This is a genomic window from Mesorhizobium sp. ESP-6-2 (genome assembly GCF_020164675.1).
Taxonomy (GTDB): domain Bacteria; phylum Pseudomonadota; class Alphaproteobacteria; order Rhizobiales; family Rhizobiaceae; genus Mesorhizobium.
In genome coordinates this window covers 958,167-977,886 of sequence record NZ_JAIUGT010000001.1, presented here as the reverse complement: position 1 = coordinate 977,886, position 19,720 = coordinate 958,167, and the positions used below count along the sequence as shown (strand labels likewise).

Annotated in this window: 24 protein-coding genes; 10 read left to right on the top strand and 14 right to left on the bottom strand. The window is 63.2% G+C overall.

Features of this window, described 5'->3' with window-relative positions; translation table 11 throughout:
• Positions 1-58: 58 nt before the first annotated feature.
• The 3 genes from LB532_RS04870 to LB532_RS04860 all read right to left on the bottom strand — a co-directional run bounded on the left by LB532_RS04870 (position 59) and on the right by LB532_RS04860 (position 3,332).
• On the bottom strand, positions 59-505 hold the full coding sequence (locus LB532_RS04870) for an HPr kinase/phosphorylase (RefSeq protein WP_140643822.1): 447 nt from the start codon (positions 503-505) through the stop codon (positions 59-61).
• 197 nt (positions 506-702) lie between these two features.
• Positions 703-2,487: a sensor histidine kinase gene (locus LB532_RS04865; RefSeq protein ID WP_140643823.1), complete on the bottom strand. Its 1,785-nt coding sequence runs from the start codon at positions 2,485-2,487 to the stop codon at positions 703-705.
• A 143-nt stretch (positions 2,488-2,630) separates the two neighbouring features.
• Positions 2,631-3,332, bottom strand: coding sequence for a response regulator transcription factor (locus LB532_RS04860; protein ID WP_010912942.1), 702 nt, complete (start codon positions 3,330-3,332; stop codon positions 2,631-2,633).
• Between the two features lie 343 nt (positions 3,333-3,675).
• Here LB532_RS04860 and LB532_RS04855 point away from each other — a divergent pair, with 343 nt between their 5' ends.
• The 5 genes from LB532_RS04855 (at position 3,676) to LB532_RS04835 (ending at position 8,388) form a co-directional block, all read left to right on the top strand.
• Positions 3,676-5,286, top strand: a complete 1,611-nt coding sequence (locus LB532_RS04855; protein WP_140643825.1) for a phosphoenolpyruvate carboxykinase — start codon at positions 3,676-3,678, stop codon at positions 5,284-5,286.
• 84 nt (positions 5,287-5,370) lie between these two features.
• On the top strand, positions 5,371-5,808 hold the full coding sequence (gene arfB, locus LB532_RS04850; RefSeq protein WP_140643827.1) for an alternative ribosome rescue aminoacyl-tRNA hydrolase ArfB: 438 nt from the start codon (positions 5,371-5,373) through the stop codon (positions 5,806-5,808).
• A gap of 89 nt (positions 5,809-5,897) precedes the next feature.
• Positions 5,898-6,371 carry a peptidoglycan-binding protein LysM gene (gene lysM, locus LB532_RS04845; RefSeq protein ID WP_140550429.1) on the top strand — a complete coding sequence of 158 codons (474 nt, stop codon included), beginning with the start codon at positions 5,898-5,900 and terminating at the stop codon, positions 6,369-6,371.
• A gap of 104 nt (positions 6,372-6,475) precedes the next feature.
• Entirely contained in the window at positions 6,476-7,114 is a 639-nt protein-coding gene (locus LB532_RS04840; protein WP_140643829.1) for an alpha-ketoglutarate-dependent dioxygenase AlkB family protein, read from the top strand.
• Between the two features lie 53 nt (positions 7,115-7,167).
• On the top strand, positions 7,168-8,388 hold the full coding sequence (locus LB532_RS04835; protein WP_181169579.1) for a glycosyltransferase family 87 protein: 1,221 nt from the start codon (positions 7,168-7,170) through the stop codon (positions 8,386-8,388).
• Between the two features lie 114 nt (positions 8,389-8,502).
• Here the strand turns inward: LB532_RS04835 and LB532_RS04830 are convergent, their stop codons facing one another.
• From LB532_RS04830 to hisB, 11 genes are all read right to left on the bottom strand, one after another.
• Positions 8,503-9,189: a class I SAM-dependent methyltransferase gene (locus tag LB532_RS04830; RefSeq protein ID WP_140643833.1), complete on the bottom strand. Its 687-nt coding sequence runs from the start codon at positions 9,187-9,189 to the stop codon at positions 8,503-8,505.
• Positions 9,189-9,440 carry a hypothetical protein gene (locus tag LB532_RS04825; protein ID WP_140643834.1) on the bottom strand — a complete coding sequence of 84 codons (252 nt, stop codon included), beginning with the start codon at positions 9,438-9,440 and terminating at the stop codon, positions 9,189-9,191. The genes LB532_RS04830 and LB532_RS04825 overlap by 1 nt, the downstream gene beginning before the upstream one ends.
• Before the next feature lie 74 nt (positions 9,441-9,514).
• The gene (coaA, locus tag LB532_RS04820; protein ID WP_140643836.1) at positions 9,515-10,474 is read right to left on the bottom strand and encodes a type I pantothenate kinase; all 960 of its coding nucleotides are present in this window, start codon (positions 10,472-10,474) and stop codon (positions 9,515-9,517) included.
• 23 nt (positions 10,475-10,497) lie between these two features.
• Positions 10,498-10,821: a phosphoribosyl-ATP diphosphatase gene (locus LB532_RS04815; protein WP_140643838.1), complete on the bottom strand. Its 324-nt coding sequence runs from the start codon at positions 10,819-10,821 to the stop codon at positions 10,498-10,500.
• A gap of 33 nt (positions 10,822-10,854) precedes the next feature.
• A complete protein-coding gene (gene hisF, locus LB532_RS04810) occupies positions 10,855-11,646 on the bottom strand; it encodes an imidazole glycerol phosphate synthase subunit HisF (RefSeq protein ID WP_140643840.1) in 792 nt (263 codons plus the stop codon).
• 1 nt (position 11,647) lies between these two features.
• A complete protein-coding gene (locus tag LB532_RS04805; protein ID WP_224556404.1) occupies positions 11,648-12,484 on the bottom strand; it encodes an arginase family protein in 837 nt (278 codons plus the stop codon).
• Positions 12,481-13,230 (bottom strand): 1-(5-phosphoribosyl)-5-[(5-phosphoribosylamino)methylideneamino]imidazole-4-carboxamide isomerase, encoded by a 750-nt coding sequence (gene hisA, locus LB532_RS04800; protein ID WP_140643844.1) that lies wholly within the window; start codon positions 13,228-13,230, stop codon positions 12,481-12,483. The genes LB532_RS04805 and hisA overlap by 4 nt, the downstream gene beginning before the upstream one ends.
• A 5-nt stretch (positions 13,231-13,235) precedes the next feature.
• Positions 13,236-13,526, bottom strand: coding sequence for a DUF1330 domain-containing protein (locus LB532_RS04795; RefSeq protein ID WP_140643845.1), 291 nt, complete (start codon positions 13,524-13,526; stop codon positions 13,236-13,238).
• A 6-nt stretch (positions 13,527-13,532) separates the two neighbouring features.
• Positions 13,533-14,183 (bottom strand): imidazole glycerol phosphate synthase subunit HisH, encoded by a 651-nt coding sequence (gene hisH, locus LB532_RS04790; protein WP_140643846.1) that lies wholly within the window; start codon positions 14,181-14,183, stop codon positions 13,533-13,535.
• 1 nt (position 14,184) lies between these two features.
• Complete coding sequence (locus tag LB532_RS04785) at positions 14,185-14,661, bottom strand: DUF2628 domain-containing protein (protein ID WP_140643848.1); 477 nt, start codon at positions 14,659-14,661, stop codon at positions 14,185-14,187.
• 4 nt (positions 14,662-14,665) lie between these two features.
• Positions 14,666-15,265, bottom strand: a complete 600-nt coding sequence (gene hisB, locus LB532_RS04780; protein ID WP_140643850.1) for an imidazoleglycerol-phosphate dehydratase HisB — start codon at positions 15,263-15,265, stop codon at positions 14,666-14,668.
• 213 nt (positions 15,266-15,478) lie between these two features.
• Between hisB and hslV the strand changes: the two genes are divergently transcribed.
• The 5 genes from hslV (at position 15,479) to LB532_RS04755 (ending at position 19,674) form a co-directional block, all read left to right on the top strand.
• Positions 15,479-16,030: an ATP-dependent protease subunit HslV gene (gene hslV / locus LB532_RS04775; RefSeq protein ID WP_140531019.1), complete on the top strand. Its 552-nt coding sequence runs from the start codon at positions 15,479-15,481 to the stop codon at positions 16,028-16,030.
• 70 nt (positions 16,031-16,100) lie between these two features.
• Positions 16,101-16,631 carry a GNAT family N-acetyltransferase gene (locus LB532_RS04770; protein WP_181169581.1) on the top strand — a complete coding sequence of 177 codons (531 nt, stop codon included), beginning with the start codon at positions 16,101-16,103 and terminating at the stop codon, positions 16,629-16,631.
• Between the two features lie 6 nt (positions 16,632-16,637).
• Positions 16,638-17,237, top strand: a complete 600-nt coding sequence (locus LB532_RS04765; RefSeq protein WP_224556403.1) for a DUF2585 domain-containing protein — start codon at positions 16,638-16,640, stop codon at positions 17,235-17,237.
• Between the two features lie 4 nt (positions 17,238-17,241).
• Positions 17,242-18,552, top strand: coding sequence for an ATP-dependent protease ATPase subunit HslU (gene hslU, locus LB532_RS04760; RefSeq protein WP_140550442.1), 1,311 nt, complete (start codon positions 17,242-17,244; stop codon positions 18,550-18,552).
• 162 nt (positions 18,553-18,714) lie between these two features.
• Positions 18,715-19,674 carry a DUF1402 family protein gene (locus tag LB532_RS04755; protein ID WP_140643854.1) on the top strand — a complete coding sequence of 320 codons (960 nt, stop codon included), beginning with the start codon at positions 18,715-18,717 and terminating at the stop codon, positions 19,672-19,674.
• The last annotated feature ends 46 nt before the right edge of the window (positions 19,675-19,720 follow it).

Here is a 19,720-nt window from a genome sequence, read left to right as displayed (position 1 = left end):
CCAAAATTGCGCCGGCCCATGCCATTTTGACGCATTGCAGCAAAAAACCGCGGGCACATCATAGAAAAGGCGCGATCGACAGCCGCGCCATCACGGCGGGCAAGGCAGCGGCAATGTTGCGCTCCGCAAGGTCGATGCGCGGCACTGGGCAGCCCGCGACCGGCTCGCTGATTCCCTCTTGAAAGCGAGCCATTTCTGTCTTCGCCACCAGCCGCACATGCAGGTCGATCACGCCGCCCGACTCGAATGGCAGCGGGCGCGGCATGAACCCTGGCACCTCGGCGAGACCGGCGATGGTCGCTGGCACGCGGCAGACCAGCCGCCCGGCGTGGGCCGAGGCAAGCAGCCTGTCGTCGCCGATCAGCCGCGAGAACAGGCCGCGCGCCTGGCAATGGTCCAGGAGTGTCAGCGCAAGCGTCGTCTTGCCGGCGCCGGATGGCCCGGTGATAAGGACGCCGCGATCGCCGATCAGGATCGCGGTTCCGTGGATGTTTTCAGGCTGCATGACCGGACCGGGTCATGCCCCCGTTAGCCCCGGGCTTGTCCCGAGGATCTGCCGGCCTTTCGATTGTTTTCACACCACGGTCTCGTTGCGCGGCAGATCCTCGGGACAAGCCCGAGGATGACGACCGTAAAGCTGCGATATCCGGCATCATGCTTTTTAGCACGATTTGATCCGAAAATCGGTTCCCACTTTCGGGATCATGCTTCGGCCGGCAGCGTAACGACGAAGCGGGCGCCCTTGATCTCGCCTGGCTTGGTGCCGGGGATGTTCTCGGCGGTCAGCGTGCCGCCATGGGCCTCGACGATCTGCCTGGATATCGACAGGCCAAGACCCGAATTTTGGCCGAACGCCTCGCCGGCGGGCCGGTCGGTGTAGAAGCGCTCGAAGATGCGGTCGATGTTGTCGGCGCGGATGCCGGGACCATTGTCGTCGATGGTGAGGATGTTGAACTTGCCGGTGCGCGCCAGCGACAGGATGATGTGGCCGCGCTCCTCTGGCACGAAGGAGCGGGCGTTCTCGATCAGGTTGGTGATGACCTGGCCGATGCGCAGGTCGTGGCCGACGACGAAATAGCCCTTGACGCCCTGCGGCAGCTTGGCGATCCTGAGCTCGATCTCGACCGCCTTCTTGTTGCGCGTCGTTTCACGCGAGACGGCGACGAGATCGGTTATGAACTTCTTCAGGTCCACGGTCCCCGCGTCATCCCGCGCCAGCTCGGCGTCGAGACGGGAGGCGTCCGAAATGTCGGTGATGAGGCGGTCCAGCCGCCTGACGTCGTGCTGGATGATCTCCATCAGCCGGCTGCGCGAATTGTCGTTCTTGGCGAGCGGCAAGGTTTCCACCGCGCTGCGCAGCGAGGTCAGCGGGTTCTTCAATTCATGGGAAACATCGGCGGCGAAGCTCTCGATCGCCTCGATGCGGGCATAGAGCGCGTTGGTCATGTCGCGCACGGCGATCGACAGATTGCCGATCTCGTCCTGCCGGTCGGAGAAATCAGGGATTTCCTCGCGGCTCTTGACGCCGCGCCGTACCCGCACGGCCGCTGCAGACAGCCGGCGCAGCGGATTGGCGATGGTGGAGGCCAGAAGCATCGACAGGATGGCGGTGACGAGCGCCGCGATGCCGAAGACGCGCAGGATCGCCTTGCGTTCGGCGGCGACGATCTTGTCGATGTCGCCGCCTTCGGTCGACAGCATCAACACGCCGAGAACGGCGCGGAAGCGCTGGATCGGCACCGCGACGGAAACGATCTGCTCGCCCTGTTCGCTGATCCGGACGATGGTCGACGGGCTGCCGGTCAGCGCCTTGACCACTTCCGGGAAGGCGGCGCCATTGCCGCCCGGCTGCTCGTGATAGACCGGCAGATCGGTGTTGCGGAAGAAGTCGAAGATGAACTTCTGGATGCGTTCGACAAGGTCGGGCTCTTCCTCGTCGACCGGCGGCAGATCGTAGCGAAGGATCTGGCCGCGCGAATAGAGATGGCGCGAATCGAGCAGCAAATTGGCGTCGCGGTCGTAGATGCGGGCGCGGGTGCGGGTCGGCGAGATCAGCCGGCGCAGCACCGGAGCGACGCGTTCAGGATTGATCGGGAAATCCAGATTGTCGAGCTGGTCCGAGCCCGGCCCCAGGCTTTCGCCGGCCTGCAGCTCAAGCAGCTTTTCCGGATCGATGCTGATCGAATCCGTCTCGACCGTCGCCGAGGCGGCGATCGCGCCGGCGATGATCTCGCCCTGGGTCATCAGGCTTTCGACGCGGGCGTCGATCAGCCCGTCGCGGAAGGTGTTGAGATAGAGAATGCCGGTGACCAGGACTGCGAGGCCGGCGAGATTGAGGAAGAGGATACGCCGCGTCAGGCTGGAAAAGATGTGATGGCCGAGGAAGCGGCGCATGGGTACGGTGAGCTTCGACAGGAACGCGGGCATGATCCGCGCCGGCCGCCTTGCAACGCCCGCCGATCTGCTCCGCTGTGCTTCCACTGCCATCGAACAGCAGTTCCCTGCTTAGTAATTAGTGAGTAGCGGGTAGCGAATAGAGAAATGGTTGGCTGAGATCGCGGCGATGCACGGATGGCCGCTCGCACCATTCAAAACTGACTACCGACTGTTCTCTATTGTCTACTGCCTATTCACGCCTCGCGGAACCGGTATCCGACTCCGTAAAGGGTTTCGATCATCTCAAAGTCGTCGTCGACGGCCTTGAACTTCTTGCGCAGCCGCTTGATGTGGCTGTCGATGGTACGGTCGTCAACATAGACCTGCTCATCATAAGCCGAATCCATCAGCGCATCACGACTTTTTACGACGCCGGGGCGCTGCGCCAGCGAATGCAAGATCAGGAATTCGGTGACGGTGAGCGTCACCGGTTCGCCCTTCCAGGTGCAGGTGTGGCGTTCCTGGTCCATGACGAGCTGGCCGCGCTCGAGCGAGCGCGCCTGCTGGCTGGGCGCTTTTGCCGCGGCCTCACGGGCGCTGGCACGGCGCAACACCGCGCGCACCCGCTCGACCAGCAGACGCTGCGAGAAGGGTTTGCGGATGAAGTCGTCGGCGCCCATCTTGAGGCCGAACAACTCATCGATCTCATCGTCCTTGGAGGTCAGGAAGATGACCGGCAGGTCGGACTTCTGGCGCATCCGGCGCAAGAGTTCCATGCCGTCCATGCGCGGCATCTTGATGTCGAGGATGGCGAGATTCGGCGGGCGCGCCGCCAGGCCTTCCAGCGCCGACGCACCATCCGTGTAGGTTTCGACGCGATAGCCTTCCGATTCGAGGGCGATCGACACCGAGGTCAGAATGTTGCGGTCGTCATCGACAAGCGCGATTGTTGCCATTTCAAGCGGCTCCCTCATGAGCTGTCCCTTCTTTCGTAGAGAAGGGGCTTTTGCAGGACAAATTAGGTACAAAATGTGGCATAGGCCTTCACCGCTGTCACGCGCGGCATGCCGGCGGCCACGATCGCACCTCGACATGGATTGGACGAACGAGCATCGCCAATCCTTTGGGCAACCACGAAACTTTTTGCATATATAAACGATTTAAACAACTTTCAAAATATTTAAATCGATTAATGATTTGATATCATTCGGCTTTTCTGGTTCTGACCATCTAAGCTCGCGGAGTGGGCGTGCCGGAAACGCGCCGGCAAAGATGCGGCAAATCGGAGAAGGGTCACCCATGTCGGAAGTCGGCAAACGCAATCCTGCCTGCGCGATCGATCGTATCGGTCTCAGAACCTCTGGCCTGGTGCGCTACAATTTCGGTGCGGCCGCCCTCTACGAGGAATCGATCAGGCGGGGCGAAGCCCGGCTGACCGCGCACGGCGCGCTGGTCGCCGAAACAGGCCAGCACACCGGCCGTTCGCCCAAGGACAAGTTCGTCGTCCGCGACGGCGCCACCGAGCCTGAAGTCTGGTGGGACAACAACAAGGCGATCTCGCCGGAGCAGTTCGAGACGCTGCTCGAAGAGTTCCGGGCGCACGCCGCGGACAAGGATCTTTACGTGCAGGACCTGATCGGCGGCGCAGACCATGAGCTGAAGCTGCCCACCAGGGTCATCACCGAGTTTGCCTGGCATTCGCTGTTCATCCGCAACCTGCTGATCCGTCCGGAAGCCGCGGAGCTCGACCATTTCGCGCCCGAGATGACGATCATCGACCTGCCCTCCTTCCGCGCCGACCCCGCCCGCCACGGCACCCGCACCGAAACCGTGATCGCCGTCGACCTCACCCGCAAGATCGTGCTGATCGGCGGCACCTCCTATGCCGGCGAGATGAAGAAATCGGTGTTCACGATGCTGAACTACCTGCTGCCGGCCAAGGGCGTGATGCCGATGCACTGCTCGGCCAATGAGGGCCCTGGCGGCGACGCCGCGATTTTCTTCGGGCTGTCGGGCACCGGCAAGACGACGCTGTCGGCCGATCCGTCGCGCACGCTGATCGGCGACGACGAGCACGGCTGGGGGCCGCACGGCATCTTCAATTTCGAAGGCGGCTGCTATGCCAAGACCATCAAGCTGTCGGCGGAAGCGGAGCCCGAGATCTTCGCCACCACGCAGCGCTTCGGCACAGTGCTGGAGAATGTCGTTCTCGACACCCATGGCGTGCCGGATTTCGACGACGGCCGGCTCACCGAGAACACGCGTTGTGCCTACCCGCTCGACTTCATACCGAATGCCAGCAAGACGGGGCGCGCCGGCCACCCCCGGAACATCATCATGCTGACTGCCGACGCTTTCGGCGTGATGCCGCCGATCGCGCGGCTGACCCCGGCGCAGGCGATGTATCATTTCCTGTCCGGCTACACGGCCAAGGTGGCCGGAACCGAGAAGGGCGTGACCGAGCCCGAAGCGACGTTCTCGACCTGCTTCGGCGCGCCGTTCATGCCGCGCCATCCCTCGGAATACGGCAATCTGCTGCGCGAGCTGATCGCGCAGCACGGTGCCGATTGCTGGCTGGTCAACACCGGCTGGACCGGCGGCGCCTACGGCACAGGCAGGCGGATGCCGATCAAGGCGACGCGCGCGCTGCTTGCCGCGGCACTCGACGGCTCTCTGAAGACAACCGGTTTCCGTACCGACGCCAATTTCGGCTTCGAGGTGCCGGTGGCGGTGCCAGGCGTCGACGGCGCCATCCTCGACCCGCGATCGACCTGGGCCGACAAATCGGCCTATGACCGGCAAGCGGCAAGGCTGGTCGGCATGTTCGCGGTCAATTTCGAGAAGTTCGAAAGCCATGTCGACGCCTCCGTCCTCGGCGCGGCGCCGCACATGCAGGAAGCGGCGGAATAATCGCCCGCCACGCTCAGCCATCCTCGCAAGGCCCGGTCCCGATCGGGCCTTTTCTTTTTTCGTCCGCCGCGCCATGACTGCGGCATGACGAGCGACGATACAATCATCATTGCCGGCGATGCCGTGATCCATCCGGGCGACCTGCACGAGGATTTCATCCGCTCGTCCGGCCCCGGCGGGCAGAACGTCAACAAGGTGGCGACGGCGGTGCAGCTCCGCTTCGATGCACGCAACGCGCCCGGCCTGTCTGAACGCGTGCGCGAACGCACGATCAGGCTTGCCGGCCAGCGCGCCACCAAGGACGGCGTCATCGTCATCGAGGCCGGACGCTTCCGCACGCAGGAACAGAACCGGGCAGACGCACGGGCGCGGCTGGCGGCGCTTGTCGCCAAGGCGGCCGAGCCACCACCGCCGCCGCGCAAGAAGACGAGGCCGTCGAAAGGCGCGGTCGAACGGCGGCTGAAGAGCAAGGCCGGACGCGGCACCATCAAGAAACTGCGCGGCCGGGTAGAGAACGATTAAGCAACACACCAGGCGCGTGTATAAAACGGCTTCCCATTTCGGATCGTAGATGCAAGGGTCCGCCATTGCCACAGCAAGGGAGACCAAAGATGGGCATGTTCGATTTCGTCAAGAGCGTCGGCAAAAAGCTCGGCATAGGCGGTGACGAGGAAGCGGCGCCCAACGCCGATACGCTGAAGAAAGAGCTCGATTCGCACAAGCTCGGCACCGATGGCGTGCAGGTCGTCGTCCAGGGCGACACGGCGGTGCTGAAGGGCGTGGTCAAGGACCAGTCGGTTTTCGAAAAGGCGGTCATCGCCGTCGGCAACACGCTCGGCGTCTCCAAGGTGCAGGCGGACGAGTTGCAGGTGGCACCGGCTTCCGGTTCGGCGGCGGCCGCGGCCAAGGAACCGACCTTCTACACCGTCCAGAAGGGCGACAATCTCTGGAAGATCGCCGAAAAGAGCTATGGCAAGGGCAAGGGTGCCAAGAACACGGTCATCTTCGAGGCCAACAAGCCGATGCTGACCCATCCCGACAAGATCTATCCGGGACAGGTCCTTCGCATCCCAGACCTCACCTGATCAAGGGAAACGCGAATCTGTCGGGGACCGGCGGCTTTCGGGTCGCCGTTTTCGTTTTCAGATGGCATGCTCGAACCGACGAAACGGAGCTAGCGACCGACCTCATGCTCGTTCTGCCCAAGGGCGTCCGCCACATGCCGGCCTATCTGTCCCGCGACGTGCAGGAGGCGCTGGTGGAGGATGTGAGAGGCATCGTCCAGCAGGCGCCGCTATTCGTGCCGGCCATGCCGCGCACCGGCAAGGAAATGAGCGTGCGCATGACCAATTGCGGTCCGCTCGGCTGGGTCACCGACAAGGAACGCGGCTACCGCTACCAGCCGACGCACCCGGTGACAGGGACGCCGTGGCCGCCGATCCCGGATGTGCTGATGCGGCTGTGGCGAGAGGTCTCGGCCTACCCGCATCCGCCGCAGGCATGCCTGGTCAATTTCTACGCGCCGGATGCGAAGATGGGCCTGCATCAGGACCGCGACGAGGAGGATTTCTCAGCACCCGTCGTGTCGGTCTCGCTGGGCGACGACTGTCTGTTCAGGATCGGCCAGACGACGCGCGAGGGGGCGACCCGGTCGTTCAAGCTGAAGAGCGGCGACGTCGTCGTGCTCGGCGGCGAAGGACGCCTCTGCTTCCACGGCGTCGACCGCATCTATCCCTCGACCTCGGCGCTGCTGAAAAATGGCGGCAGGATCAATCTGACGCTGCGGCGGGTGACGAAGGCCGGAGAGCCAAGCATAAGCCGATCTTAACGCCCGGGCGCTATCAAGGCCGGCAAGATCGTGGGTCCGCAGAAATGATCGCAATGGCACCGGCCAATGAGACTGCCCACAGCCGATCCGATCTGCGTTTCGCCGCGCTTGTGGTGTGCACCGGAATCCTGATCGGGCTGCGCTACCATCTTGCCTTGTGGACGTTCGACGCCCACGGCTTTTCCGAGCTTAGCGATAGACTGCCCTATTGGGACTTTACCAATCTGTGGGCCGGCAGCCGCATGGCGCTCGACGGTCATGTGGCATTCCTGTTCGATGTCGATAGCTATCGCGCGGCCCTGCGGCGGATGTTCTCGCCCGATCTTCCCAACCAGGAATGGAGTTATCCGCCAAGCATCCTGGTATTCGGCGCACCGCTCGCCCTGCTGCCCATTTTCCCGGCGTATTTCGTCTGGACGTTCGGCACAATTGTTTGCCTGTGGTTGGCGGTGCGGCCATTGAAGCTGGGGGCGGCTGCCGAGTTGGCCATCCTTGTGTGCCCGGCCGTCTTCATCAACGCGATCTTCGGCCAGAACGGTGCCCTGACAACCGCCTTGCTCATCGGCGGACTGGTCGCGACGCCGAAACGGCCGATCCTGGCCGGATTTTTGTTCGGCCTGCTCACAGTCAAGCCGCATCTCGGCATACTGGTCCCGTTCTGCCTGCTGGCGAGCGGCAACTGGCGCGCCATTGCCGCTGCCGCCGTATCATCGGCCGCGCTGTTCGTTGTGACCGGCGCTTGGCTCGGCTTCGACATCTGGCGGTTGTTCTGGACCGAAACCCGCCCGCTGATGGCAGCGATCCTGGAGGCGCCCTATCCTCAGCCCTACCAGTCCAACGCTGCGACGATGTTCTTCCTGGCGCGCGCATGCGGTTCGGGACTCGCGGCGGCTTACGCAATGCAGGCCGTCGCGACAATCGCCGCCGTCGCCGCCGCCATCTGGATTTGGCTGCCCTGGCGCCGGATCGAGCATCGCGAACGGGTCGTGCTGACCCCCGTACTGGCGACGCTGGCGACGCCCTACGGCTACAGCTACGACACGATCGGCCTGGCGGTTGCCGTTGCCTATCTGTTCTCAACGCGCAGCACCATGCCGCGGATTTTTCTGGCTCTGGTCTGGCTCTACCCGGCCGTCGCCCATCTGATAAACAATGCGGGGCTGGGCATCGGCGTACTAGTGCCGCTGTGCTTGTCGGCATGGATGCTAGCCGACATAAGGCGCCACGAGCGCTATGCCCTTGGTTCGGGCGCGCCGGACAGTGACATACTGTAAAGCCGCGGCTTGCCTAATCGCGCGCGGCCATATCGGCGAGGATGAGGACGGTCACAGATCGGTTCCGATGCAGGAAGCGCGTTGGCCGTTGCCAGCCGCAGCCCTGCCCTGATGTCAAACACGGCCACTGCACACATATTGCGCTCCCAGCGGCAGCTGGGAAAGCCAGCCTTCAATCTTGCGCGCGACGGAATTCGCGAAAGGAAACATCAGAAAATGGCCGCCTTCGATATCTATGAGGCCGGCTGCCTGCAGCAGGCGCCCGGCCTTGCGCTGGCTGATCAGGACGGCGTCTTCGTCGAACGGACAGCGAAGCACGGCCAGTCGCGTTAGCGGATTATAGGGATTGTGCTCGATCACGCAGACGACGCCACCGCGCCGGACGACGCGTCGCATCTCGGCAAAGAAGCCCGGCCACTGTTCGGGAGGCACATGATGGGCAACGCAAACCGCGAAGGCGAGATCGAACGCGCCGTCCGCGTAAGGCAGGCTGGGGCCGGGGTAGGCTGCGTATGTGACCGAGGGGTTTTCCTCACGTGCCCGCGCAATGGATTCGGTCGAGATATCGCAGCCATGGAGCTCGGGAAAGAGCGGCTTCACATAGGGATGTAAAGCTCCGACGCCGCAGCCGACGTCGAGCGCCCGAACGGGGCCTTTGCCGATGCCACGCTCGGCGATCAGTCGGGCAAGCGGCGCCACTTTGGCCTGCAGGAAGAAATCGTGTTTCAGCCCTGAGAAGCTGATCGAGTCGTCGACCGTCCTGTTGTATGTGGCGCGATATTGGTCGAACAGTTCGGCCATCAGCCAAACCTTCGATCGCGCGTCATCTGCAAGGTCGCCTTGGTGTTTCGGCTCTCGGCTTCCGCTTTCAAGGCATCCTCGAAGCCGGTCAGGCGATCGACGACGTAGAGCGGCCTCCGCTTGATCTCCGAGTGGATGCCCCCAACGATGCGCGGGGCAAGCAGCGGAAGGACCGCTTCCTCATTGAAGATCGGAATAACAAGGGAATAAACCAGGGCCTCTCGACCCGCGGTAGTGCTCGCGTTGATCACCGGTTGCTCCCGACACCCGCTGGAATCGCCACGAAAGCTAGCTCGGATAGCCTAAAGCGCCGTTAACCGCGTCGTCACAGCTTCCTGAGCGCCACTTCCTCGACAAGGTGGTCGGCGCCTTTGCGCAGGATCAAGTCGGCGCGGGCGCGTGTCGGCAGGATGTTCTCGCGCAGGTTCTTCAGGTTGATGTTGGTCCACAACCCTTGCGCGATTGCGCGGGCAGAATCCTCTGAAAGCTGCGAATAGCGGTGGAAGAAGGAGTCCGGATTGCGGAAGGCGGTCTCGCGCAGCCGCATGAAGCGGGAAATGTACCAGTCGTGGATCAGCTTCTCGTCGGCATCGATATAGATGGCGAAGTCGAAGAAGTCGGACAGGAAGGGTACGATCTTGCCGTCCTGCGGCAGCTTGCCGGGCTGGAGCACATTGATGCCCTCGAAGATCAGGATGTCGGGCCGGTCGATGGTGACGAACTCGCCGGGGATGACGTCATAGGTCAGGTGCGAATAGACCGGAGCGCGGACATCGGGCAGCGCCGACTTGATGCCCGACAGGAAGCGCAGCAGCGCGCCGACGTCGTAGCTGTCGGGAAAGCCCTTGCGCTCCATCAGGTTTTCGCGGCGCAGCACCTCGTTGGGCAGCAAAAAGCCGTCGGTGGTGATAAGATCGACCTTGGGGCTCGACGGCCAGCGCGCGAGCAGCTCCTTCAGCACGCGCGCCGTGGTCGATTTGCCGACCGCGACCGAACCGGCGATGCCGATGATGAATGGCGTCTTGACCACATCCGAGGCGTTGAAGAAAGCCTGGCGCTGGCGGAACAGCAACTGGCTGGCCTCGACATGCGCCGACAGAAGCCGCGACAGCGACAGATAGATGCGCTTGACCTCTTCGAGATCGATTGGATCGTTCAGCGACCGCAGACGGCGGAATTCATCCTCGCTCAGCGTCAGTGGCGTGTCGGCGCGGAATTGCGACCATTGCTCGGCCGAGAAAAAGCGAAAGGGGGAATATTTCTCGGTCGGTGCGAGCTGATCCATCGAGATTCCTGCCCTCCTCGCGGTCAGCGCTTGGACCGTGACGCCTTCTCGGCGATGCCCGAACGCCCGGTGCGGCTTTCGAGCTCCCTAAGCACGTCGTTCAACGGCACACCCGAAATGCCGAGAACGACGAGCCAATGATATATAAGATCGGCACTTTCCGAAACGAGGGCCCGCTTGTCGCCCTTGACCGCGGCAATCACCGTCTCGACCGCCTCTTCGCCGAGCTTTTGCGCCGCCTTGTCGATGCCGCGCGCGTAAAGCTTGGCGGTCCACGAGTCCGGATCGCCGGAATGGGCGCGTTCGCTGATGATTGTCTCCAGGTCGGAGAGTGAAAACCCAGTCATGGCGCCTTGGCCCTATTTCTTAGCCGCAAGCCTCTAGGGCCGATCACCCGAGGAGTCCAGCCGCATCGGCAGGCCGGCTTGCGCCATATGGGCCTTGGCCTCGGCGATCGTATAGGTGCCGAAATGGAAGATGGAAGCCGCCAGCACCGCGCCCGCATGGCCGTCGCGAATGCCTTCCACCATGTGATCGAGCGTGCCGACGCCGCCCGAAGCGATCACCGGCGCGCGCACCGCGTCCGACACCGCGCGGGTCAGCGCGATGTCGTAACCGGCCTTGGTGCCGTCGCGGTCCATCGAGGTCAGCAGGATCTCCCCGGCACCGCGATCGACCATTTTGCGGGCGAATTCGACCGCATCCATGCCGGTCTTCTCCCGTCCGCCGTGGGTGAAGATCTCCCAGCGGTCGTCCTCGCCGGTGCCCGACACTTTCTTGGCGTCGATGGCGACGACGATGCACTGGTTGCCGAATTTGTCGGCGGCTTCCGCAACGAAATCCGGGTTCTTGACCGCTGCCGTGTTGATCGACACCTTGTCGGCGCCGGCCAGGAGCAACTTCCTGATGTCGGCGACCTGGCGCACGCCGCCGCCGACGGTGAGCGGCATGAAGCATTGCTCGGCGGTGCGGGCGATGACATCGAAGATGGTCTCGCGATTGTCCGATGACGCGGTGATGTCGAGGAAGCAAAGCTCGTCGGCGCCAGCCGCGTCATAGGCCTTGGCAGCCTCCACCGGATCGCCGGCATCGACGAGATCGACGAAGTTGACCCCCTTGACGACGCGGCCGCCCTTGACGTCGAGACAGGGGATGACGCGAGCCTTCAGCATGTCAACGGCCCTCGATCGTGGTCAGGAGATCGTTCAGCAATTCGCCGACCAGCGGCGGCACATTGGCCTGCGCATCGAAGGCCGGATCGTAAGCGGAAATGGTGATGCCCGATATGGGAACGGAAAGCGCCATCGCGCAGACCGCCTGGCGCAACTGTTCCGGGCCAGGGCCGCCCGGCGTGACATAGCGGTTGGCTTGCAGCGCCTCGGGATCGTGCACATCAAGATCAAGATGCATGTGCATCCGTTGAGCGCCCGCAGCCTTCAGTTTCTCGGTCGCCTCTGCCGCTCCGGGACATTCCGTGCGGATCACCGGCAATGTGTCGAGCAGCTGTTTTTCGGCCGGATCGAGATCGCGCGCGTTAATCAGCACGCAGCGCGACGGATCGATCGGCTGGAAACCGGGGACGGCCGCCGCCATCGGGCGCCAGCACAGGCCGAGGACAGTGGCCAGCGCCATGCCGTCGAGAAACCCGTATATGGATGTGTCGGGTGTGTTGAGATCGCCGTGCTGGTCGGCCCAGATGATCGCGTCGGCGCCTTCGCCGGCGACCGCGCCGGCTGATGTCAGGCAGTTTCCGGCCAGCACGATAGGAAAGCGTCCCCTGTCGCGGGCAATGCGGACCTCGCCCGAAACGGCATTGCAGACCGCGAAACCGGTGGCGATCTCACGCTCCTGGACATCGCCGACCTTGCCGATGTCCTCGACCGCGACATCGTGGCCGGCCATGGTCAGGGCTTCGACCAGTCCGCCCGCAATCAGCGCGTCCGGCCCCTGGCCCATGCCGCCATGATAATGGCCGCTGTCATAGGAGGCCAGAATTATCGAGACTTTCAAGATCGCATCTCCACCGGGGGCGCGCCTTTCAGGATCGCCAATGCCTCGGCCGGATCGATACGGCCGTCGTAAAGCGCACGGCCGGAGATCGCGCCTTCGAGCTTTTGTGCATCGGGCATGGTCATGCGCACGATGTCGGCGATCGAAGCCAGCCCGCCCGAGGCGATGACCGGGATCGAGACGGCATCCGCGAGGTTTATGGTGGCGTCCCAGTTGATACCGGTCAGCACGCCGTCGCGGTCGATGTCAGTGTAGATGATGGCGGCGACGCCGGCGCCCTCGAACTTTCTCGCCAGTTCGATGACGCCGAGGCTGGACGCCTCGGCCCAGCCCTCGACCGCCACCTTGCCGCCCTTGGCATCGATGCCGACCGCGATCTTTCCCGGAAAGGTCTTGCAGGCCTGCCTGACCAGGTCGGGGTCGCGCACGGCCACGGTGCCCAGGATGACACGGGCAAGCCCGCGGTCGAGCCAATCCTCGATCTGTTCGAGCGTGCGGATGCCGCCGCCGAGCTGCACCGGGTTCTTCGTCGCCTTGAGGATGGCGCCGACCGCGGCGCTGTTGACGCTCTGACCCTGGAAGGCGCCGTTGAGGTCGACGACATGCAGCCATTCGAAGCCCTGTTCTTCAAATGCCTTTGCCTGGGCGGCCGGGTCGTCGTTGTAGATGGTCGCGGTCGCCATGTCGCCGTGCTTGAGGCGCACGCACTGGCCGTCCTTGAGGTCGATTGCAGGAAACAGGATCATGTTTCTCAAGCGCCTTCGACAATGACGAAATGGCCTGATGAGGCGGCAAGCCGGAATTTCGAGGCCTGCTGATATTCCGGCGAATGATAGCATTCCACCGCCTTGGCGTAGGATTCGAACTCGACCAGGACGTGGCGGTTGCCGGTCGGCCCTTCAGGGCTCTCGTGGCGCCCGGCCCGCACGACGAATTTCGCGCCGTACTTGGCGAAGGCAACGGCATTCGCCTCGATATACCGCTTGTACAGATCGGGATCGCGAACATCGATCATCGCCATCCAATAGCCCTTCTTGCTCATGGCTCCTCAAGGCCTCCAGCGCAGGAAATTGGTGATCAGGGCGAGGCCCAGCGCCTGGCTCTTCTCTGGGTGGAACTGCGTGCCGACGAGATTGTCGCGGGCGACGGTCGCCGTCACCCGGCCGCCATAGTCGGCGACCGCCAGCACCTCGTCGGGCTTGCGCGCATCAAGATGATAGGAATGGACGAAATAGGCGTGCAGGCCGGTTGGCCCGGTTGGAACGCCGGAGAACAGCGGATGCTTGCGCATCAGCTCGATCGTGTTCCAGCCGATCTGCGGGATCTTCAGTGCCGGATCGGCCGGCGTGATCTCCTTTACGTCACCTGATATCCAGCCAAAGCCATCGGTGATTGTCTTTTCGAGGCCGCGCTGCGACATCAGCTGCATGCCGACGCAGATGCCGAGGAATGGACGTCCCTTACGAATAGCGACTTCCTCGACAGCTTCCCACATGCCGGGGACGGCACGCAGGCCGGCCGCGCAGTCGGCATAGGCGCCGACGCCAGGCAGCACGATACGGTCGGCCGTGCGCACCCGCTCGGCGTCGGCTGTCAGGTCGATGCCGGCGGCGATGCCCGCCTCGCGCGCCGCGCGCTCGAAGGCCTTGGTGGCCGAGCGCAGATTGCCCGAGCCATAGTCGATGATCGCAACGCGCATGTCAGGGCCTTCCCGGAATGTGGGTCAGCCCAAGCGCCATGCCGGGCTGCGACGGCCGCGCCAGGGCGGCGTCCGGCACCATGCGCGGCACGGGCTCGGCTTCATCCGCATGCCGCTCGGCCTCCAGGGCAAAGCGCGCATCGGCATCATCGAGCCAACCGGCTTCGACCACCCCCCATTCGCGCCAGCCGCGGCGGCGGAGCGCCGCGATGCGCAGCGCCTGCCCTTCCAGGCCGACATAGAACGAGACCAGCAGGGACAGCAGCGAGCCGGCCCACCCAAGACCGAGCCTTTCGCCAAGCACCGAAAGCACCGCCATGACAATGAAGGTGAGTGCCGCTTCGATCCACAGCCGATGCCAGGCGAACCACAGCGGCGGCACCAGCAGGCCGAGCCAAGTGAAGCCGTCGCGCATAAGGGCCGTCGCATCGGCCTTTTCGCCAAGGCCGGGCGGTTCCATCACGACATAGCTGGCCATGACGCTATCCCTTCAAAGATCCCTTGGTGGAGGGAACAGCGTCCGGCTGGCGCGGATCGCGTTCCAGCGCCGCCCGCAGCGCACGCGCCACCGCCTTGAAACAAGTTTCGGCGATGTGGTGGTTGTTGGCGCCATAGTGATTGGTGACATGCAGCGTGATGCCGGCGTTTTGCGCCAGCGCCTGGAAGAACTCGCGCACGAGTTCGGTGTCGAAGGTGCCGATCTTGGGCGAGGAAAACGAAACGTTCCACACCAGGAAGGGACGGCCGGAGACATCGATCGCCGCGCGCGTCAGCGTCTCGTCCATGGCAAGATCGATCGAGGCATAGCGCATGATGCCGCGCCGCTCGCCCAGCGCCTTGGCCAGCGCCTGGCCGAGCGCGATGCCGGTGTCCTCGACCGTGTGGTGGTCGTCTATGTGCAGGTCGCCCTTGGCCCGAACGGTCATGTCGATCAGCGAATGGCGCGAAAGCTGGTCGAGCATATGGTCGAAGAAGCCGACGCCGGTCACGATGTCCGATTTGCCGGAGCCGTCGACATGGACCGACACGGCAATGTCGGTTTCCCTGGTCTTGCGGCTGATTTCGGCGGAACGGGGCGGCATGACCTTGTCCTTGTCCGTGAGTTTAAGCGCTTCAGGCGTTCGCCTGCTTGAAAACGAAAGCCTTCTAGCAGCATGATCCGGCGATTGCCAGTTGCCATCCAGGCCGGTATCGAGCGTTTGCAATCACCGCCCCCATGCATACATATGGGCCGATCAAAGTCACTCGTACCGCGCCAATCGCCTTTTTAGGGATGACGCGAATCGGAGCAGCAAATGTCCAATGAACTGACCATGCACGCCACGACCATCGTGACGGTGCGCAAGGGCAACAAGGTGGTGATCGCCGGCGACGGCCAGGTCAGCCTTGGCCAGACCATCATGAAGGGCAACGCCAGGAAAGTGCGCCGCATCGGCAAGGGCGGCAACGTGATCGCCGGTTTCGCCGGTGCGACCGCCGACGCCTTCACGCTTCTGGAGCGGCTCGAAGCCAAGCTCGAACAATATCCCGACCAGTTGACGCGCGCCTGCGTGGAACTCGCCAAGGACTGGCGCACCGACCGCTATCTGCGCCGGCTGGAAGCGATGATGCTGGTGGCCGACAAGTCGGTCTCGCTGGCGCTGACCGGCACCGGCGACGTGCTCGAGCCCGAGCATGGCGTCATGGCCATCGGTTCAGGCGGCAACTATGCGCTGGCTGCGGCCCGCGCCCTGATGGACACAGACAAGGACGCCGAGGAGATCGCGCGAAAGGCGATGCAGATCGCCTCCGACATCTGCGTCTACACCAACAACAATTTCGTCGTCGAAACGCTCGATGCCGGCTGACCGGCCGGCCATGATCCCGAACCGAAGGGCCGCACAAGCGAAAAGCGGGAACCGGTCTTCGGAAGAAATCATGACCAAACAAGATGATAGCTATGATTTTCGGCCGGTGACCACGAAAGACCTGCCGATGATCGCCGGCTGGCTCGCCGAACCTCATGTCGCTGAGTGGTGGGACGATCCAGAGACGGAAATCGCCGAGATTCGCGATCACATCGATTCGATTTCGGTCGAACCGCTGATCGTGGAACTCGACGGCAAGCCGATCGCCTATCTGCAGAGTTACGATCCGCATCTGGAGGACGACCATCCCTATGCCGACCAGCCGTTCGGGACGCTCGGCATCGACCTGTCGATCGGCCGACCGGAGCTGGTCGGCATCGGCCATGGCTCGGCGATCGTGCGCCAGTTCGTCGAGCAGTTGTTCGAGGAGGGCGTGCCGCGTGTCATCATCGATCCCGACCCATCCAATGGCCGCGCCATCCGCGCCTATGAAAAGGCGGGATTTCGGGCAATCGATCGCCGGCAATCCAGATATGGCGATGTCGTGCTGATGGCTGTCGACGCAACCGACACGCAACATGGCGACGCGCAAGAGAGGTAATGGGGCATGGACGCATCGGGTCACGACAGGCTGGTCTCGGCCTATGAAGACAGCTGGCGCATGGGACTGCTGCTCGTCCTTGGCCTGCTCATCTTCCAGGCCGGAGCCCTCTACGGCATGGGGCACCCGCCGATCTGTACTTGTGGCTATGTGAAGCTCTGGCACGGCGTGGTGAACAGTTCCGAGAATTCCCAGCATATATCGGACTGGTACACGTTCTCGCACATCATCCACGGCTTCCTGTTCTATGCGCTGGCCAGGTTCCTGTTTCCGCGTTCGCCGGTCGGCTTGCGGCTGGCTTTCGCCGTCTTCATCGAGGGCGGCTGGGAGCTGATCGAGAACAGCCCGTTCATCATAGAGCGCTACCGCGCCGGCACCATCTCGCTCGACTATTACGGCGACAGCATCATCAATTCGGTGTCGGACACACTGGCCATGGTGCTGGGATTTGTGATGGCGCGAAGGCTACCTATATGGGTGATCGTCAGCCTCGCCATCCTCTTCGAACTGGGCACCGGCTACCTTATCCGGGACAATCTGACACTCAACGTGATCATGCTGCTGCATCCGTTCGAGGCCATCAAGCAGTGGCAAAGTGGAATTTAGTGATATGAGCACATTTTCTCCCCGCGAAATCGTTTCGGAACTCGACCGTTTCATCATCGGCCAGAAGGACGCCAAGCGCGCCGTGGCAATCGCCTTGCGCAACCGCTGGCGCCGCCAGCAGTTGGAAGGGCAGATGCGCGAAGAAGTGATGCCGAAGAACATCCTGATGATCGGGCCGACCGGCGTCGGCAAGACCGAAATCTCGCGCCGCCTGGCGCGGCTGGCCGGCGCGCCCTTCGTCAAGGTCGAGGCAACCAAATTTACCGAGGTCGGCTATGTCGGCCGCGATGTCGAGCAGATCGTGCGCGACCTCGTCGAGGTCGCCATCGGCCTGGTGCGCGAGAAGATGCGTGAGGACGTCAAGGCGCGCGCCCATGTCAACGCCGAGGAACGCGTGCTGGAGGCGCTGGTCGGCAAGACTGCCTCCCCTGCCACGCGCGATTCCTTCCGCAAGAAGCTGCGCGAGGGCGAACTCGACGACAAGGAGATCGAGATCGAAGTAGCCGATACCGGCAATGGCGGCATGCCCGGCTTCGAGATTCCCGGCATGCCGGGCGCCAATATCGGCGTGCTCAACATCAACGACATGCTGTCGAAGGCGATGGGCGGCAAGAAGACCAAATTGCGCAAGACGACGGTGAAGGAATCCTACGACCTGCTGGTCAACGACGAGTCCGACAAGCTGCTCGACCAGGACGAGGTGGTGCGCCGGGCGCTGGACGCTGCGGAAAATGACGGCATCGTCTTCCTCGACGAGATCGACAAGATCGCGGCCCGGTCGGATATTTCGGGCGGGCCTTCGCGTGAGGGCGTGCAGCGTGACCTGCTGCCGCTGGTCGAAGGCACGACGGTGGCGACCAAATATGGGCCGTTGAAGACGGATCACATCCTGTTCATCGCATCGGGTGCGTTCCACGTCTCGAAGCCGTCCGACCTGTTGCCGGAGCTGCAGGGCCGCCTGCCGATCCGCGTCGAATTGCGCGCCCTGGAAAAGGAGGACTTCGTCCGCATCCTGACCGAGACGGAAGCGAGCCTCATCAAGCAGTATATCGCGCTGATGAAGACCGAGGGCGTCGACCTGACCTTCACCGACGACGCCATCGATTCGCTCGCCGGCATCGCCGTCGATCTCAACGCCAGCGTCGAGAACATCGGCGCAAGGCGGTTGCAGACGGTAATGGAGCGCGTGCTGGACGATATCTCCTACGACGCGCCGGACCGCAACGGCACTGCGGTGACCATCGACGCCGCCTATGTGGAGAAACATGTCGGCGACCTGTCGAGGAACACCGATCTATCGCGCTTCATTCTTTGAGCGGGCGCGCGCCGGATCGTTCCGGCGCCTGTCGGGCGAATGGATCATGTGTGGCCGGATGGTATCATTCGGCCACCTTTCGTTCTGCCGAGCGCAGGGCCGCTCTCGACTCGACCAAGAGCTTTACCTAGTTTGCGCGGCAATTCTCTAGGCGGCGGGCGCATGAAAAAACTGATCCTGGTCATTCTCGGCTTGACGCTGGCGGCAACGATGTTCGGCGCCGACGCGGCGACCATCGTGCCGCCGGGAAACCGCAATGCCGAGCAACCCGGGATTCCGGGAGCCTCGAGCCGACGCACGCAGGCCACCAACACCACGTTCCAGGCGAAGTACCGCAAGGTCTATGCGCTGCTGCAGAACGACGCCGACCTGCGCGGCAAGATCAAGAAGGCGGCAAGCGTCTACGGCATCGATCCAATGCACATTGTCGGCGCCATCGTCGGCGAGCACACCTACAATGTCGACGCCTACGACCGGCTGCAGACCTACTACGTCAAGGCGATCTCCTATCTCTCCAGCAAGCTGTCCTTCGCCTATGATGGCGAGGACATCACGGATTTCGTGCAGCGGCCGGAATTCAGGAAATGCACTGGGCTGTCCGACAGTTACGATTTGTGGGAATGCCGCGAGCAGGTGTGGAACCGTTCATTTCGCGGCAAGACCGTCGGCGGCGAGGATTTCCCCAACGACCGCTTCGGCGCCACTTTCTTCCAGCCCTACTATGCCGGCCAGACCTTTGGTCTCGGCCAGCTCAATCCGCTGACCGCGCTCCAGATGAGCGACCTCGTGCACAAGGTTTCCGGCCTGCCGAAGCTCGACGTCGGCGATCCCAATGCGGTCTACAAGACCATCATGGATCCCGACCTCACGCTGCCCTACGTTGCCGCGACGATCCGGAAATCGATTGACGCCTACAAGAGCATCGCCGGCTTCGACATTTCGGGCAATCCGGGCCTGACCGCCACGCTCTACAATGTCGGCAATCCCGAGCAACGCGCCTATGCGCTGAAGGCGGAGAACGACAAGCGCAGCGCCGCCGGAGAGCCGGTGAAGCTGCCGGAAGAGAATTATTACGGCTGGCTGGTCAATGACAAACTGCCGGAGCTGAAGGCGCTTTTCTAGGGGCGGACCCGGCGCGCTGACGTTAATTTGCCAAAGCGGCGCCCCC